At 68.9% G+C, this 16,515-nt stretch carries 11 protein-coding genes; 4 read left to right on the top strand and 7 right to left on the bottom strand.

Going from position 1 to position 16,515, the window contains the following annotated elements; genetic code table 11:
- Window positions 1-206: 206 nt before the first annotated feature.
- Together ACQ143_RS05025 and ACQ143_RS05020 are read left to right on the top strand one after the other, a co-directional pair.
- The gene (locus tag ACQ143_RS05025) at window positions 207-995 is read left to right on the top strand and encodes an IclR family transcriptional regulator (RefSeq protein WP_449569632.1); all 789 of its coding nucleotides are present in this window, start codon (window positions 207-209) and stop codon (window positions 993-995) included.
- The gene (locus ACQ143_RS05020) at window positions 976-3,477 is read left to right on the top strand and encodes a hypothetical protein (protein WP_449569631.1); all 2,502 of its coding nucleotides are present in this window, start codon (window positions 976-978) and stop codon (window positions 3,475-3,477) included. Before ACQ143_RS05025 ends, ACQ143_RS05020 begins: the two co-directional genes overlap by 20 nt.
- A 108-nt stretch (window positions 3,478-3,585) precedes the next feature.
- Here ACQ143_RS05020 and ACQ143_RS05015 read toward each other — a convergent pair whose 3' ends face one another.
- The 6 genes from ACQ143_RS05015 to ACQ143_RS04990 form a co-directional block, all read right to left on the bottom strand.
- Window positions 3,586-4,440: a fumarylacetoacetate hydrolase family protein gene (locus tag ACQ143_RS05015; protein WP_449569630.1), complete on the bottom strand. Its 855-nt coding sequence runs from the start codon at window positions 4,438-4,440 to the stop codon at window positions 3,586-3,588.
- Window positions 4,440-5,468: a Gfo/Idh/MocA family protein gene (locus tag ACQ143_RS05010; RefSeq protein ID WP_449569629.1), complete on the bottom strand. Its 1,029-nt coding sequence runs from the start codon at window positions 5,466-5,468 to the stop codon at window positions 4,440-4,442. The genes ACQ143_RS05015 and ACQ143_RS05010 overlap by 1 nt, the downstream gene beginning before the upstream one ends.
- Window positions 5,465-6,277, bottom strand: coding sequence for an amidohydrolase family protein (locus tag ACQ143_RS05005; protein WP_449569628.1), 813 nt, complete (start codon window positions 6,275-6,277; stop codon window positions 5,465-5,467). The genes ACQ143_RS05010 and ACQ143_RS05005 overlap by 4 nt, the downstream gene beginning before the upstream one ends.
- Entirely contained in the window at window positions 6,274-7,386 is a 1,113-nt protein-coding gene (locus ACQ143_RS05000; protein WP_449569627.1) for a mandelate racemase/muconate lactonizing enzyme family protein, read from the bottom strand. Before ACQ143_RS05000 ends, ACQ143_RS05005 begins: the two co-directional genes overlap by 4 nt.
- Window positions 7,387-7,489: 103 nt before the next feature.
- Window positions 7,490-10,108, bottom strand: coding sequence for a glycoside hydrolase family 5 protein (locus ACQ143_RS04995; RefSeq protein ID WP_449569626.1), 2,619 nt, complete (start codon window positions 10,106-10,108; stop codon window positions 7,490-7,492).
- Window positions 10,109-10,434: 326 nt separating this feature from the next.
- A complete protein-coding gene (locus tag ACQ143_RS04990; RefSeq protein ID WP_449569625.1) occupies window positions 10,435-11,103 on the bottom strand; it encodes a GntR family transcriptional regulator in 669 nt (222 codons plus the stop codon).
- 74 nt (window positions 11,104-11,177) lie between these two features.
- Here ACQ143_RS04990 and ACQ143_RS04985 point away from each other — a divergent pair, with 74 nt between their 5' ends.
- Window positions 11,178-14,012, top strand: coding sequence for an FAD-binding and (Fe-S)-binding domain-containing protein (locus ACQ143_RS04985; protein ID WP_449569624.1), 2,835 nt, complete (start codon window positions 11,178-11,180; stop codon window positions 14,010-14,012).
- Between the two features lie 420 nt (window positions 14,013-14,432).
- A complete protein-coding gene (locus ACQ143_RS04980) occupies window positions 14,433-14,633 on the top strand; it encodes a DUF3375 family protein (protein ID WP_449569623.1) in 201 nt (66 codons plus the stop codon).
- Window positions 14,634-14,674: 41 nt separating this feature from the next.
- On the opposite strand, the gene ACQ143_RS04975 is transcribed toward ACQ143_RS04980, so the two are convergent.
- Window positions 14,675-16,363, bottom strand: a complete 1,689-nt coding sequence (locus ACQ143_RS04975; RefSeq protein ID WP_449569622.1) for an FAD-dependent oxidoreductase — start codon at window positions 16,361-16,363, stop codon at window positions 14,675-14,677.
- Between the last annotated feature and the right edge of the window lie 152 nt (window positions 16,364-16,515).

The following is a 16,515-nucleotide window of genomic DNA, read 5'->3' as shown; positions in this document are numbered from 1 at the left end:
CATCTGGAACCGGATTTTCTTATGCTGTATCGTGCAGACTAAGCCCGAAAGCCGACGCGGCGCAAGCCGCACTCGCCGTAGCTATCCGACAGGACCGCCGGGCGCTCGGTCGAGCAGCGGTTCGGTGGACATCGCCGACGGGTGCCCAGTAGGGTGCCCAGTATCGTTCAGCCAAAGCAACAGCCATTCGGCATATCGAACGGAAGATGATGCCAGACGACGCCTCCTCGAAAATCACCGCGCCGGCCGCAGACCGGGCCCTGCGCGTTCTCGAACTGCTCGCGGACGCCGAAGAGGGCCAGACCCTCACGACCATCGCGTCGAGCCTGGGACTGCCCAAGTCCAGCGTGCATCACGTGCTGGGAGCCCTCATCGATCGCGGCTGGGTGGAGCGCGACGCCGACCTGCGGCTGAGTCTGGGACTGCGCGCCTGGGAGGTCGGGCAGGCCTATGACCACGCGCAGACGCTCAGCCAGCGGGCACGAGGCTTCATGGACGAGGTGCGCGACCAGATCGACGAGACGGTCCGCCTGGCCGTGCTCTCCGGACAGGGGCAGGTGTGCATCGCCAAGAGCCCCGGTTCGCACACGCTCGTGTTCGACCAGCGCATCGGCGCGCGGCTTCCCGCGCACGCCACCGGACTCGGCAAGGCTCTGCTCAGCGGCCTCGACGAAGCCCAGCTCGACGCCCTCTACCCCCACGGCGAGCTGGAGCAGTTCACCGAGACGACCATGGCCGACCTGTCCGCGCTGAAGGCTGATCTGGTCCGCGTGCGGGAGCTCGGCTACGCCGAGGATCACGGCGAGTACATCCTCGGCATCCGCTGCGTCGCCGTGCCCGTGCTCTCCCGAGACGAGCAGATCGTCGCGGCCCTGTCGGTCAGCGGACCCGTCCACCGTTTCGACGACGAGCACATTCACGCCGCACTCACGGCTCTGCAGGACGCCGCACAGAAGCTCCGGAAGCGCATCAGCGATGACATCTCGCAGTCCTGAGCGCATCCCGGCCCGCGCGCGACGTCTCGCGTCGGAGCTGGCGACCGTCACCCTCGAGACCTCACTCAAGCCCTTCGACGCCTTCGACGACGCCTCGCTGCGCGCCGGCGTCGAGGAGATGTTCACGCAGTGGAGCACGCTGCTGGCCACCGCCGCCGAGTGCTCGCTGCTGCTGTGGATCTCGGACGGCAGCGAGATCCTCGACTGGGCGGGCGACCTCGACGCGCCCGTCGTGTGGGCCGACACCATCGGCTTCAACAACGTTGACGCCGAGCCCTACGGCGAGCACAAGGAGCCCGAGCGGGTGGCGGTGCGCTACCGCGACGATCCGCCCGCGCTCGACTACGACCGCATCCGCTCGCTCGTGCGGATCATCCGCGAGACCGGCGAGCGCCGCGGCATCCCGACCCGCGTCGGCGCCACCTTCGACCCCGGGCCGGAGTTCGCGGCCTCGGCGTTCAAGTTCCGCCGGCATCCTGAGATCCTCGCCCGCGGCGCCGATGTCGGTATCGGGCCGATCATCGAGATGGTGCGCCATTTCTCGGTGCTCGACGCCGACGACCATCGCTATGCCGCGTACCCCGACGGCATCCCCGCCGGCACCCGCTTCGGCGAGTTTCTCGGGCGGCAGGCCGAGGACTACCTCGCAGCGATGGGCTTCGACTACCTGTGGCTGTCGAACGGCTTCGGCTTCAGCGGCTACGCCTGGTCGGAGCTGGGCGAATCGTTCGACGGGGCGGAGTTCCACACCGACCGCACCGCTGGCCTGCGGGCGCGGGCGCTGGAGTTCTGGGACGACCTGCGCCGCGAGCTGTCCGTGCCCATCGAGGTGCGCGGCACGAATCAGAGCGCCGGCATCGACATCGGAGCCGACAGTGTGCCTGCCCTGGAGATCTACGAGCGCGGCCACATCGCCGGTCCGCCTCCGAACTCACCGTGGGGTCCGCTGAACGAGGACTTCGGCATCGAGATCTGCGGGTACCTGTCGCGCATCGCGATGCTGCCGAGGGGCTCAGAGGGGTACCGGTTCCGCTTCTACGCCAACGACCCGTGGTTTTGGCAGCAGCCGTGGTGGGACTTCTATCACCGCGAGACCTTCGACATCCACCTGCCGCTGAGCGTCGCCCGGGTGACCGGCGACGGCATGATCCAGCCGCCCCGCGAGGTGAACATCCTCTCGATCGACACCGCGCATGGCGTGCTCGACGAGCGGTGCGCGCGTGAGGTGGGCACCGCGATCGCCATCGACCTCGAGACCCGGCCCGACGCGGCCGGCCCGCTGGTCTGGGTGTATCCGTTCCGGGAGTACCACGAGGCCATGGCCGCCGACCCCGAGACGATCGCGCGGCCGTACGCGGAGGACTGGTACCTGTCCGCGGCGATCACCGCGGGACTGCCGCTGAACACGGTCGTCAGCACCGATGAGGTCGCCGGCGCGCAGAGGTCGGGTGCGCTCGCGAGCAGCATCCTCATCGTGCCCGCGGGCGCGCTCACCGCGCACGTCGTCGCCGCGCTGCACGCACACCAGGATGGTGGCGGTGACGTCGTCGTCTACGGATCGCTGCGTGGGGTGTCCGAGGAGGCGCTCGGGCTGCTCGGGCTGGACCGGGCGGATGCGGGCGATGCCGCGGCGGTCGTCGAGGGCGACCTCGCGCTGGTCACCGACCTCGTCGGCGACCGTCTGCCGGGCGGGCGCCGCGGGATGCTGCGGCACAACGCTCTGCTGTCCGACGGGCCGATCGATCTCGTTCATCCGGTCGACGGCGTTCGGCTGCTGGCCCGGGTGCGCATGCCTGCCGGGACCGAGGCGCCCTACGCGACCGTGCACGGCGGTGACGAGGGCACTGGAGCGCCGGGGGCGGCGATCTGGGTGCGCGGCTCGGCGCCGTTCGACTACTCCGAGGCCGATGAGCGCGGCGTGCGCCACCGCGTGCTCGTCGACCGCGCACGCTTCGACGACAGCGCGGCGCTGCTGCGCGATGCCGTGGCGACGCTCGGCGTCTCGGTCGCGCACGAGCTCCGCTCGGCGGACGCCGCGCGTGCTGTCCTCGGCATCCGTCGTCATGCCGGGGCCCACTGGCTGAGCGGGTACGTGCCGGATACGACTCTGCGGCTGCGCTTGTCGCTCGCGGACGGAGCGCCGCTGCTGACCCATGCCGAGGCGTGGTACGAAGACGGGGTGGCGACGTATCAGCTCGCGAAATCCGTTCACGCCGAGTGTCGCGTGTTCGTCACCCAGGAGGCTTCGGGGATGATGCGCTGCCGCGAGATCGCCCCGTTCCCGGCGGACCGCACGCGCGGCCTGCGCGTCGAGGGACTGACGAACGCGCGCGTGATCATCGCTCTGCCCCCGGGTTCCGCCGCGGGAGCGCGCGTGGAGACGCCGCTGTCACCGGATGCTTTCGTGTTGCGGGTCGACGGCACGGACCGAATCGAGATCCGCCAGGTCTCCGGCCACCTCAGCGTGGCCTGGCAGGAGTGAGCTGCCGCGCACACGGTCGCCGGTGCTGATCACCGGGCACGCGGTCCGGCTCGAATGCGCGCACCGGCCCGGTGCCGGGGTGGTCAGCCTCGGCACCGGCGGCAGCGCTCATCGCTCGGCGACGATCTCCTGCCGCTGAGACCCGAGCCCATCGATGCCGAGTTCGACGACATCTCCGGTGCGGAGGTACGCGAAGCGGCCCGACAGTGCGACTCCCTGCGGCGTTCCGGTGTTGATGAGGTCGCCGGGCTCCAGACGCATGTACTGCGAGAGGTGGTGGATCAGATGCGGGACATCGAAGATCATGTCTGCGGTCGACGAGTGCTGACGCGATTCGCCGTTCACACGCGACCACAGCGTGAGGGTATCGAGCGCGGGTGAGTCCTCGAGTGGCACGAGGTAGGGTCCGAGCGGGTTGAACGTGGGTGCGCACTTGCCCTTGCTCCATTGGCCACCCGATTCGGCGACCTGCCACGCCCTCTCGCTCACGTCGTGGCTCACCACCAGCCCCGCGATCACCGAGAGAGCCTCCGCGGCAGAGGCGAGACGGTGTGCCGGTCGCCCGATGACGACGCCCAGTTCCACCTCCCAGTCCAGCTTCGCGGCGCCCGTGGGCAGTTCGACATCGTCGTCCGGCCCGATGACGGTGTTCGGGTGCTTGAAGAAGATGATGGGCACTTCGGGTGGACTGTCGCCGGACTCGGCCGCGTGCGCGGCGTAGTTCTGACCGACGCACACGACGGCGGTCGGCCGGGCGATCGGCGCTCCGCGGCGCAGCCCGGCGTGGTCGAGCTCGGGCAGGGTGCGGGCGTCGAGTGCTGCTCGGACTCTGCTGATGCCGTCGGATGCGAGGAAGTCGCCGTCGATGTCATCCGTGATGTCACGCGCGTCGAAGACACGACCCTCGTCGTCCTCGACTGCGGGGATCTCGCGCCCCACCGGACCCAGTCGTAGCAGTTTCATCAATGATCTCCCTTGTCGCGGCTCATTGGCGCGGGCAGTGGACGGACGGATTCGAGTCGACCGGTGCGCGCCGCCGTCTGCAGCGCGTCGATGAAGGCGACCGTGGCTGCCGCGGGACGGACCGGGGACGGGTTGGGGCCACCCCCGAGGATGCTCACGAGCGTGGACACGGGGCCTGCAGCCGGGTACGGGGCTTCGTGATGCGATGGCGCGGCGCAGCGCATGCCGCCTTCGGTCGAAAGGGTCGCTCGGCCCCACAGCAGATCGTGGCTGATCGATCCCTGATCGCCGATGTAACGCACGACCTGACGCAACGCGGCCCCGTCGGCCAGGGCGCCCGTGGACGTCCCCGCCCCCATCGCGCCGCCGCCCAGCGCGAAGACGAAGGCGTCGTCGACATCGACCGCGGTGCCTCGGTTCGCCACGATCCCGGCTACCCGCGTCGCCTCCTGGCCGAGCGACGACAGTGCGGCGGCGACGGCGTGCGACAGCTGCGTCGCCGCCTGACCGCCGTTCTCGGCCGAGTAGGCGGACCGTGAGTCTTCCGCGTGCGCGCGGTACAGTCGGCCGGCACGGGAGCTGAACTCGATGGCGACGTGGAGCAGCTCACCGATCAGCCCCTCGTGGAACCACTCCCGCACCCGGGCCGCCGCGTTGCTGAACTGCGCGGTGTAGCCGACCAGCAGGGGGACTCCGGTGCGTTCCGCTGTCGCGACGAGAGCGAAGGCATCGTCGACCCGGGTCGCGAGGGGCTTCTCGACGAGGACGGCGATGCCCCGCTCGAGATACGCCGTCGTCAGCTCGGCATGCGTGGCGTGCGGGGTGGCGATGACCACCGCGTCGACGTCGGACATGTCGGGAGATGTTGACCACGATGCCGCGCCGAAGCGTGCGGCGGCCTGGGCTGCGCGCTCGCCGTCGATATCCACGATGCGTGCCAGTGCCACATCCGGGTGAGCCGCCAGGGCAGGAAGATGGTGCGCCTGCGCCCACTCGCCCGCGCCCAGGACAGCGATACGACGGATCATTCGGGCTCCTCGAAGAAGAGGCGGCGCGCGTTGTCGCCGAGGACGGCGCGCTGCTCGGCGGGGTCGAGCACGGCTGCGACCGCCTCGAGATGGACACGCGGATCGAAGCCGCGCCGCTGCGCGACGGGGTGATCCGACCCCCACAGCACGCGCAGCGGACCGAACAGGTCGACGGCGGCGCGGGTTCGCGCCGCCAGCGTCCGTGCGGAATCGGCAGCGGATGCGTAGTACGCGCCGGATGCCTTGACGTAGACGTTGTCGCAGGCCGCAAGCGCCCGCAGGTCGTCGACGTCGTCATGGCCGCTGAATGCGAGATGGTGCAGGACGATCGGCAACCCGGGGTGTCGGCGCGCGGCGCCGATGACGGCATCGCGCCAGCCCGGTGGCGCGTGAAGACTGAGCGGAGTGGCGTGCTCAGCGAGCAGAGCGAGCGCGACGTCGGTCGCGGGCTCACCGAACCAGCCGTCGTCGGCGTCACCGAGGTAGTGCGCGACCGCCTGCGGGCGCATCTCCCGCAGGATCGCGCCGAGACGGGCGTCCGCGTCCGGAGCGTGGTAGGTGGGGAGCCAGCGCGAGTCCCAATCCGCCGCGATGGCGAACAGCCCGTCGAACGCCGGGGCCTGAGCGGTGAGCCATTCGTTGTTGTCGCTGTTGCCGGTCAACCGCGCCGCGACGACGAGTGCTGACGAGACGCCCCACGACACCAGTTCTCGCCACGCGCGCTGCAGCGACGCGTGCTCCTCCGGCTGGGCCACAGCGGGTTCGTAGGGCCAGGTGCGCCAGGCGTGGCAGTGGGAGTCGATGATCATGCGAGGCCGACCTGCGCGGGGTCGATCCCGACGCCCGGACCGTCGCGGACCGTGGGCACCTCTGCAGTGCCATCGACACCGACGAGCACCTCGAGCCATGCACCGGGCCCGAACGCGTTCACCAGGTGCGTAGCCCAGGGCTGCAGGCCTGCAGCGTGCGGTGCGAACAGCATCCCCGCGTCGACGGCCTGCCGACCCAGAGTCCGGGCGACTTCGAGTCCTCCGCACCACGTGACGTCGAACTGCGCGACATCCACGCAACCCGCCTCCACCAGGCGACGCCCTTCGCGCAGTGTGAAGACATGCTCGCCTGACGCCACTCGCGCCGGCAACGTCGTCCGCAGCATCCGATGCCCGTCGACGTCGAGCGGGTGCAGTGGCTCCTCGATCCAGTCCAGACCGAGATCCGAGGCACAGTGGACGACACGCCTGGCGAACTCGGCATCCCACGACATGAAGCAGTCGATGGAGAGCGGCACATGCTCAGGGACGCGCTCGCGCGTGGCCTCGAGGTCGGCGATCACGCGCGTGATCGCCGACCGGCCGTCGGCCGGGCCGAACCGGGCGGGGATCTTCACGGTTCGAGCCCTGGCGATCAGCTCGGGCTCGAGGACGTCGAACAGCGAGTGATCCGGGACCGTGAGGTAATAGGGAACATCCGATTCCGATCCGCCCAGCAGGCGCACGAGCGGGAGTCCCGCCGCCCGTGCGGCAAGGTCCCACAGCGCGAGCTCCACGGCGGCGATCCCCATCGAGGCGATGCCGCCGGCAGCATACGGCTGGGTGGCCCGGTCCAGCTCGGCCACTCGTTCCGAGATGGCCAGTGGATCCCGGCCATGCAGCAGGCCGGCGAGGTGTTCGAGGATCAGTGCCTCTGTGACACGACCACCGCGGGACTGTCCGATGCCCCAGACCTCGCTGTCATCCGTGCGCACGAGCACCCAGACGAGATCGGCGCCGGGGCCGCGCCACGACGACCGTCGTTCCGCATGGCGGGGGAACACTCCCATGGGCGTGGAGATGCGGGTGTCATCCAGGCTCGTTCCGCGCGTGAAGGGCGCGACGGCTGTGACGACCTCGGTGATGCGCATGCCGGCTCCCTGCTGCATCCGTGCTGACTCCTTGAATAGGACAACGTAGTGGGCTTTCTCGCCAGATTCAATCTGTGGACCCGCGGTTCGGCATATCGAACCGCGGGTCCACAGTTCGCGATCACTCGATCCGCAGGATCGCGCTGCGCCACTTCGGCAGGTCGATGGAGATGCCGCGGGTCCACAGCGTGTTCGCATCCCCCCGGTACCGCGTCTCGCCGGACTCATCCACGAGAGAGAACACCCCATCCCGGCGAACGCGGGGAAAGATGCGCTTCTTGCCACCGGCGCCGCTGCGGCGATAGACCACGAGGTGCTGAGGACCGTACACGAGCTGCAGGTGCGCGCTCGTCCGGCGATCCTCGGCGACTCCCGCCTTGCGGAGGAAGGAGCCCAAGGCGTTGGTGGTGAGGGCCTCCGCGTCGTTCAGCCAGAGGATGGGCCTGTCGAAGCCGTCCCGTTCGAGCACCTGCCGCACGCGCTGGTCGAGATTCCGGCGGTCCGCGACGACCGCCTTGTAGTCGAAGGCCGCGTCCATTCCCTCCACCTGTTCCAGTCCGGATGGCACTTGGGTGAGCAGCGTCTCGATGATCTCGTCGTCCGTCAGCAGATGCCAGATCGGCAGGTGCAGGTCGAGCGCACGGCGGACGAAGGGGACGACGGCGAAGTTGTGCCCGTTAGCGGGCGGCACTGCTGCGGGATTCTGGATGAATGCGACCTCGGCGCCGGACCAGTCGACAGGACCAGCCGAATATACGGCCGAGAAACGGCGATAGTGCTTCTCGAACAGATCCTCAAAGGGCACGAAGTCGTTGAGGTTGTGCCAGAGGCTCCAGTGCAGCTGCCCGGCGGCACCCGCTGCGTAGTACTGCACCAGGCCCGCCTCCATCATGTAGTCCGCCGCCTGGACGCGATCCATGTCGGGCAGGAAGGAGTCGAAGCCATAGTGACCGCCCTCACCGTTGTAGACCGGATGCTTCGACGTCGAGTACGGGGCGAACAGCGCTGGGATGGCGTAAGCGAAGGTCGCGTCGATGTCACGGGCCAGCCACGGCGAATGGCGCGTCGGGGCGTCGGGGCGCGTCGGCACCGGCGCATTGGGCAGATAGTGATGAGGCGCATTCGCGTCCACCACGTTCGAGAACTGCCACGTCGGCGCCGCGGTGGAGACGTCGTGCCCGTAGGCAGGAGGCATCGCGAAGGTCAGGCGATCCGGGTCGCCCGCCTTCACCGCCAAGGATGCCTGCTCCGTCAGTCGCCGCCAGTTCGACTGAATCGACATGTATGTCGCGTGCGGCTCGTTGTGCGGGACCTCGATGCCGAGGACGTTCGGTGACCCCTTGTAGTGAGAAGCGATCCACGTGAGGGATTCGAACAGCACGGTGCGGTGCTCAGCATCCGCCAGGTCGAGTTCACCGCTCTGCGTGGACGAAGGGGCGAGGTAGGAGATGGCCGTCCCCGGCTTCCCTGTTCCGCGATCGGCGGGCGTGCCTCCCTGCCAGTAGTCGTAGGGGTCGGTGGGAAAGCGGTGCCAGTCGAAGATCACGCGGATGCCGTGCTCGCCGGCACGTGCGACGAAATGGTCAAGCATCTTGATGAACTCGGTGTTCAGCCCGCGTTTGCGCAACTCACCCACCCACCCGACGTCGCCGGGGAAGACGCCCTTCGCCGGTTGCACCAGGCTCACGGCGAGTGGCACTCGGATAGCACCCAGTCCCCAGCTGGCCATGAGGCTGATGTCGGCATCGAGGCTCGACCACAGCGCACGACGCGGATAGCTGAGAAGGAACAGATCGTAGTTGAAGCCGGTGAACCCGAACGGAGAGTCGCCATCCCGGAACTTGCCGTCATGGATCGTTATCGGCGCCAGTTCGCGCGGCGCGCGGACCTCGACAGGGAACGCCTGTGAGACGCCGAGATGCTCGATGCGGATCTCGGCCCGCCCCGGGGCCACCGGCGCGAGGGTGCCGAACCTGTCGATCGTGATCACCGCGTTGTTCGAGGAGCTCAGTCTGGAGTGCTGTGTGACGTCACGCGCTTCGCGGTCGGGGTACGTGGCCCGCACCGTGAGGGGAACCGGGTCGGCGTCGCCCACCAGCAGCACCGGCAGACCCGAGGTCTCGAGGGATGCAGGCCTCTGCTCTTGCACGAGGTGATCGACGTGCACGTCGTCGACCCAGAGGTCACCCGTCGGGTCTGCGGCGTTGGCGAGGTGCTCCTTCCAGACTTGGATCTGGAGTGTGACCGCGTCGGAGAACCCGACGATGTTGTTCCACCTGTCCATCTCGACACCGACCCACGTTCCGGGCGTGGGCTGCACGGCGGCATACGCCTGCCTGAGGACTCGCCCTCCGCTGACGAGTCGGACGGCGACGCGAGTGACATTGCGAGCGGTGACCTTGAATCGGACCTTCGTGATATCCAGGTGGTCCAGTGACTTGATCAGCGCCACATACCGTCCGGATTCCGAGAAGTCCGCCGTAAGCCGCCCCGAGAAAGCGCCCTCGGCGGCACGCTCCTCATCTCGCACGAATCCACCTGATGCGGTTCCGTACTCGGGGCCGAATGACACCGACCACGGCTCATGCCGGGACTCGAACCTGCCGACGATGTCGGTCCATGTCGTAGGGTCGGCGGCTGCAGCCGCCGACATGGGCGCTCCGAAGTCGCCGAGGACGGATGTCGTGACGACCGCTCCCATGCCGATGAGCAGGGTTCGTCGTGAGAAGTCGATGACCATGCCGATCTCTCCATTGTGATCCGTGGTGCTGGACGGTTGTCGGCCTGAGCCTAGTGCGAAAGCACTCTATCGTTCAATAGATTCAACGTAGGTTCCATATGTGGAACAACCCGCCGAACGTCCCCTGTCTCTTCACCGGAGAGACGCGCGAACCGGAAGGCCCTTGCTGTGGTTGATCTCCGCGCGGGCCGCCGTCCACACGCGTCAAGGCACGCCAACGGGAGTCGAGCAATGCGGGTCGGAGCAGCATTGGCGCGGGGCGCGAAGGCAGCGTGGTCCGTGCCCGCGAGGCGGAGTTCGCGGAGATGGAAGGGAATCTCGAGCGCTTACGGGCCTGGTGTGGTCAGCGCGCTGATGAGGCTTTCCGCCGCCGAGTGCAGGTGCTCATCGAGCAGGCGGGCGGCGAGATCCGAATCGCCGACCTGCACGGCATCCAGGATTGCGGCATGCTGTCGGGCGATGACGGAGGCCCCGAGCAGCCGCCGCTCCTGCACTTGAGCCATGCACAGTCGGACCTCGTCGAGCACGCTGCGGTACATGCGGGCGGTGCGCTCGCTGCCGAGCGCGTCGATGAGCGCGGTGTGGAAGCGCAGGTCGGGGTCGACCGTCTCGGCGCTCGGCCCCGGGGGCATTGCCTGGATCTCGGCGTTCGCGGCGATCGCTGATGCCGGGATCGTGCGAGAGGCCGAGAGCTCACGCAGGGCCGCGCTCTCGAGCCGCGCCCGCGTGCGATACACATCGTGCACGGTCGCCGAATCGATGTCGACCACCCGCGCGGTGCGGTGCGCGGTGCGCACGAGCAGTCCCGCCGCGACGAGCTGCTCGATCGCGGCCTTGGCGCTGGGGCGGGCGACTCCGTAGGCCTGGGACACCGCCGCCTCGGTGAGCGGTTCCCCCGAGCGGATCTCGCCCGCGAGGATGCGGGTCCGCAGCCGTGCGGTCACGGCGTCGACCACGCCGACGACGTCCAGTGCTGCCTCCGGGATCGCTGCCATGCGCTCAAGTCTAGCGATCGCCCGATCTAGCGGTATACTTGTCAGACAATTTACGTCGCCGTCGAGGAGGATCCGTGCGGACGTCGCTCACCTTCCCGCTGGATCGCGCACTCCTGTCGCCCTCGACCGAGGTGAAGGAGCGGTCGATCGATCGGTTCGCGCAGGCTCATGACGCCTCGCACTACCTCCTGGTCCCTGACGCCGTGCTCTCGCCGTCCTCGGCATCCGATGTGGCGGATGTCTTCCGCGCGGTCCGCGCGGCCGGCCGTACGCTGACGTTCCGCTCGGGAGGCACGAGCCTGTCCGGCCAGGGGGTGAGCGGGGACATCCTCGTCGACACTCGCAGCGCGTTCCGAAACATCGCGGTCGAGGATGACGCGCGCATCGTCCGAGTCGGTCCGGGTGCGACCGTGCGCCAGGTCAACACGCGCCTCGCGCGCTTCGGTCGCAAGCTCGGTCCGGATCCGGCCAGCGAGATCGCCTGCACGATCGGCGGTGTGATCGCGAACAACTCCAGCGGCATGGCCTGCGGCACCGTGGAGAACTCCTACCGCACCGTCGAGTCGCTGCTGCTCGTGCTGCCCAGCGGAACCGTCCTCGACACCGGTGCTCCCGACGCGATCGAGACGCTGACCGCCGTCGAGCCGGCGATCGCGGAGGGACTGCTCGCCCTGCGGGAGCGGCTGCTCGCCTCGCCGGAGCGCGTCGAGTTCGTGCGCCGGCAGTTCTCGATGAAGAACACGATGGGTTACGGCATCAACGCGCTGCTCGACTTCGACGACCCGGTGAAGATCCTTGAGCACCTCGTCATCGGCTCTGAGGGCACGCTAGCCTTCGTCGCAGAGGCGAGGTTCCGCACGATCGAGGTGCGCCCGGCGATCGCGACCGGTCTGCTCGTGTTCGAGACGCTGTCGGACGCCATGGCCGCCCTCCCCCGGCTCGTCGAGCTCGGGCTCGCAACGATCGAACTGCTGGATGCCGCCTCGCTGCGCGTCGCGCAGGGGCTCAGCGACGTGCCGCGCGCGATCGCCGACATCCCGGTGGATCAGCATGCGGCGCTCCTCGTCGAGGTGCACGCGGCGGACGCGGATGCTCTCGTGCACGGCGCCGACATCGTGCTGTCGCACATGCGCGCCCTTCCGCTGGTCGTCGAGGCCGGGCTCACGACGGATGCTGCGGAACGCGCGGCGCTCTGGCACGTCCGCAAGGGTCTTTACACGGCGGTCGCGGGTGCGCGCCCGTCCGGCACGACCGCGCTGCTGGAGGACATCGTCGTGCCGGTGGACCGTCTGCTGTTCACGTGCGAGCGGCTGATCGAGCTGTTCGAGGAGCACGGGTACGACGGCTCGGTGATCTTCGGACACGCCAAGGACGGCAACGTGCACTTCCTCCTGAACGAGCGCTTCGACGACGCCGACAGCATCGCGCGCTACCGGCGCTTCACGGACGACCTCGTCGAGCTCGTGCTCGGTCAGCAGGGGTCGCTCAAGGCAGAGCACGGCACCGGCCGCATCATGGCGCCGTTCGTGCGGCGCCAGTACGGCGACGAGCTCACCGACCTCATGTGGGGCATCAAGAAGATGCTCGACCCCGACGGCATTCTGAATCCGGGAGTCGTGCTGTCGGAGGATCCGGAGTCGTACCTGAAGGACCTCAAGCGCGTGCCAACCGTCGAGAAGGAGGTCGACCGCTGCGTCGAATGCGGGTACTGCGAGCCGACCTGCCCCAGCAAGAGCCTCACGCTCACCCCGCGGCAGCGGATCGTGCTCCGCCGCGACATGGCCTGGGCGGAGGAGCAGGGTGACACCGAGCTCGTGAAGGAGCTCCGCGTCGATTACGACTACGACGGTGTGCAGACATGCGCGGTCGACGGCATGTGCGGTGTCGCTTGCCCCGTCGACATCAATACCGGTGACCTCGTGCGGCGGCTGCGCGCCGAGCAGGCGTCGTCCGTCGCGGACGGCCTCTGGGATGTCGCCGCCAAGGGGTGGAGAGCGGCCGCGCGCGCCGGCGGACTCGCGCTCACCGTGGCCGATGCGCTTCCTGCGCCGCTCGTCACCGGGGTGACCAAGGTTGGACGCGCCGTGCTCGGTGCCGACATCGTTCCCCTGTATGACGCGGGGCTGCCGGGTGGCGGATCGAAGCCGCTTCGGGCGGACAGCTCGGCGGACGCCAAGGTCGTGCTGTTCGGCGCGTGCATCGGCACGATGTTCGGCCCGGAGGATCACGGAATCGGCTCGAGGGACGCCCTGCGCGAGCTACTGTCGCGCGCCGACATCCCTTTCGTCGTCCCGCAGGATGCTGGTGGGCTCTGCTGCGGGACGCCCTGGAAGTCGAAGGGGTACCTGTCCGGATATGACCGGATGACCGACCGCGTGCTCTCCTCGCTCTGGAGCGCCAGTCGTGGCGGCGAGCTCCCGGTCGTGTGCGATGCGGCATCCTGCACCGAGGGACTCCATGTCATGCTCGCCAAGGCCGCAGCCGCGCATCCGGAGTACGCGTCCCTGGTGATCGAAGACGCGACGACCTACGTGGCGCGCGAGGTGCTCCCGAAAGTGGAGGTATCGGCCAAGCTCGACCGCATCGCCGTGCACCCGACATGCTCGACCACCGCGCTCGGTGCCACCGGCGCGCTCACGGCGCTGGCGTATGCCGTGGCCGACACCGTCTTCGTCCCCGAAGGGTGGGGATGCTGCGCCTTCGCCGGCGACCGAGGGATGCTGCACCCCGAGCTCACCGCGAGTGCGACCGACGTGGAGGCGTTCGAGGTCGCGGCAGCGGCGGACGATCTCGGTGGCTTCGATGCGTACGTGTCGGCCAACCGCACGTGCGAGATCGGCATGAGCCGCGCGACCGACCGGCCATATGAGCACGTGATCGAAGTACTCGAGCGCCTCACGCGACGGTGAGTACCCGCAGGGCTCCACCCTGCCAGGTGGAGTCCCTGTAAGGGGACCGAGGGTTCAAATCCCTCCGTCTCCGCGGAAAAACCCCCGGTCAACCGGGGGTTTTCGCGTCGGTTCCGAAGTGGGAATGTAGGCCGATTCACATTCCGATTGCGCCAGGTGACCCCCCCCAGGTGACCCCCGATCGAGTGCCACCTCTGCACAGTTACATCAGGGTGGTGCACCGCGGTCTGCGGGCCGGATCTCGCGGAACCTCTCCGCGATTCGCGCCGGAGGGATCGGGATGCGCTCAACCTCGCAGAGTGGTGTACTTCAGCGGCGACGAGGCGTCGAAGGTCGAGCGCATTGGCTGAGGGTCGGCGTACGGACTCCAACCGTCTGCCTCGTGGTGGCGATGTCGGTGCCTTCCCTCAGAATGGACGCGTGCCCGCTGTCGCCCATGTCCTGGAGCTTGCGCAGATCGCTGAGCGCGATGCCGCTTGGGGGCTGGTGCGCGCGGACAACGCCCCGGTGATCGCGGGTCTGCTCGGGGTTCATCTGGGCGGCGACGAGCGGCGGGCCGACGCGGAGGAGCTGTACGAACGTCTCGACGTAGACCTCGAGCTTCACCATCTCGAGTTATAACGACCATGTGCCCGAGCCGGTGTTCTCCTACAGCTACCCGTTCACCGTGCTGAGCTGGTCGCCACAGACCTGATCACGGGGTCTGCAGTCCCCTCGGCGCTCATGCCCGCGCGCCAGGTGCGGTAGCCGCCGTCGAGGTTGCGTGCGTCGACCCCCAACTGACGGAGCAGGCGGGTGGCGATATGCCCGCGCAGCCCCACCTGACAGTGGACCACGAGTGGTCCCTCAGGCAGCTCGACGTGGCGTTCCCGCAGTTGTTCGAGGGGCAGATTGATCGACCCGGGAATGGCTCCGGCGGCGAACTCGGCCGGCGTGCGCACATCCACGAGTGTCGCCCCACCCGTCTGGGCGGCGTCCAACTCATGCCACTGCACCGTGGGCGTGAGACCCGAGCGGGTGTTCTCCGCCACGTAGCCGAGGAAGTTCACCGGGTCCTTGGCGGAGCCGAACTGCGGCGCGTAGGCCAGTTCGAGATGGGCGAGTTCGGGTGCCGGCAGGCCGGCGTGCATGGCTGTCGCGATGACGTCGATGCGTTTGTCGACCCCGTCGCGGCCGACGATCTGGGCTCCGAGGATCGCGTCGGTCGCCGGGTCGAACAGCAACTTCATCGACAGCACCTCCGCGCCGGGGTAGTAACCGGCGTGCGAACCGGGGTGCACGTGGACGATCGCGAAGGTGCGCTCCGCACGTCGAAGCTCCTTCTCGCTCCAGCCGACCGTCGCGGCGACGACGTCGAACACCTGCACGATGCCCGTGCCCAGGGCCGGGCGGGCCGTGATGTGGTGGCCGGCGATAACGTCGGCCACCAGGCGGCCGTGACGGTTGGCCAATCCGGCCATCGTGATCAAGGACGCTCGCCCGCCGACGAGGTCGGACTTCTCGGCGGCGTCGCCCACCGCGAAGATGTCGGGATCGCTGGTGCGGCACTGCGCGTCGACCGCGATCCCGCCGGTCTCGCCGATCCGCAATCCGGCCGCGGCGGCCAGCCCGGTCTCGGGCACCACCCCGGTCGTGTCGACGATCAGCTCGGTTGCGACCGTGGTGCCGTCGGTGAGCAGGACTGTGCCCTCTTCGACCGCGGCGACCTCGACCCCCAGTCGAAGGTCGACGCCGTGCGCGCGCACCGTCTCGGCCAGCGGCGCCGCCATCTCGGGGTCGAGCGGCGACAGGAGCTGGCTCCCGCGCTGCACGAGGGTGACCCGCGCTCCCCGGGCGATGAGGTTCTCGGCCGCCTCGAGCCCCGTGTAGCCGCCGCCTACCACGACCACCGGCATCCCGCGGTGTGTGATCGCGGCATCCACGGCGTCGGCGTCGGCGACCGTGCGCAGCGAGAAGGTCCGCACGCCGGTGGCTGCGGCCACCGCCCGCGGGTGCGCTCCGGGGGAGAGAACGAGCCGGTCATACCCCTCGGTGCGCAGCGCACCGCTGTCGAGATCCCGCACCTCGACGGTCTTCCGATCCGGGTCGATGGCCACCACTTCGTGCCGGACGTGCACGTCGAGCCGGAAGCGCCGATGCAGCGTCTCCGGCGTCTGCAGCAGCAGGGACGAACGGTCGGAGATCGCGCCTCCGACGAAATAGGGCAGGGCGCAATTCGCATACGAGACGTACGGGCCGCGCTCGAAGACGACGATCTCGGCCGATTCGTCGAGGCGCCGCAGACGGGTGGCCGCCGACATCCCGCCGGCGACGCCGCCGACGATCACGACCTTCCGGCGTTCCGGCGTCATCGCGGGAAGATCCGCGCGAGGAACCCGCCGGTCCGCGGCTGCTCCGGATGGCCGGTGCACCACTGGGCGGCAGGCACGGCCGCGCGAACGGCATCGACGTGCTCACCGCACCCGGCCCACGTCGTCTTCTCGCAGGTGGTGCATGTCACCGG

This window comes from Microbacterium pollutisoli (assembly GCF_053586795.1).
The sequence above is the reverse complement of the archived record's forward strand: the minus strand, read 5'-3'. Positions and strand labels throughout refer to the sequence as shown.

Bases quoted from the DNA above. Each gene is read 5' to 3' on its own strand.
- ACQ143_RS05025 (WP_449569632.1), top strand. From the start codon at position 207: ATGATGCCAGACGACGCCTCCTCGAAAATCACCGCGCCGGCCGCAGAC.
- ACQ143_RS05020 (WP_449569631.1), top strand. From the start codon at position 976: ATGACATCTCGCAGTCCTGAGCGCATCCCGGCCCGCGCGCGACGTCTC.
- ACQ143_RS05015 (WP_449569630.1), bottom strand. From the start codon at position 4,440: ATGAAACTGCTACGACTGGGTCCGGTGGGGCGCGAGATCCCCGCAGTC.
- ACQ143_RS05010 (WP_449569629.1), bottom strand. From the start codon at position 5,468: ATGATCCGTCGTATCGCTGTCCTGGGCGCGGGCGAGTGGGCGCAGGCG.
- ACQ143_RS05005 (WP_449569628.1), bottom strand. From the start codon at position 6,277: ATGATCATCGACTCCCACTGCCACGCCTGGCGCACCTGGCCCTACGAA.
- ACQ143_RS05000 (WP_449569627.1), bottom strand. From the start codon at position 7,386: ATGCAGCAGGGAGCCGGCATGCGCATCACCGAGGTCGTCACAGCCGTC.
- ACQ143_RS04995 (WP_449569626.1), bottom strand. From the start codon at position 10,108: ATGGTCATCGACTTCTCACGACGAACCCTGCTCATCGGCATGGGAGCG.
- ACQ143_RS04990 (WP_449569625.1), bottom strand. From the start codon at position 11,103: ATGGCAGCGATCCCGGAGGCAGCACTGGACGTCGTCGGCGTGGTCGAC.
- ACQ143_RS04975 (WP_449569622.1), bottom strand. From the start codon at position 16,363: ATGACGCCGGAACGCCGGAAGGTCGTGATCGTCGGCGGCGTCGCCGGC.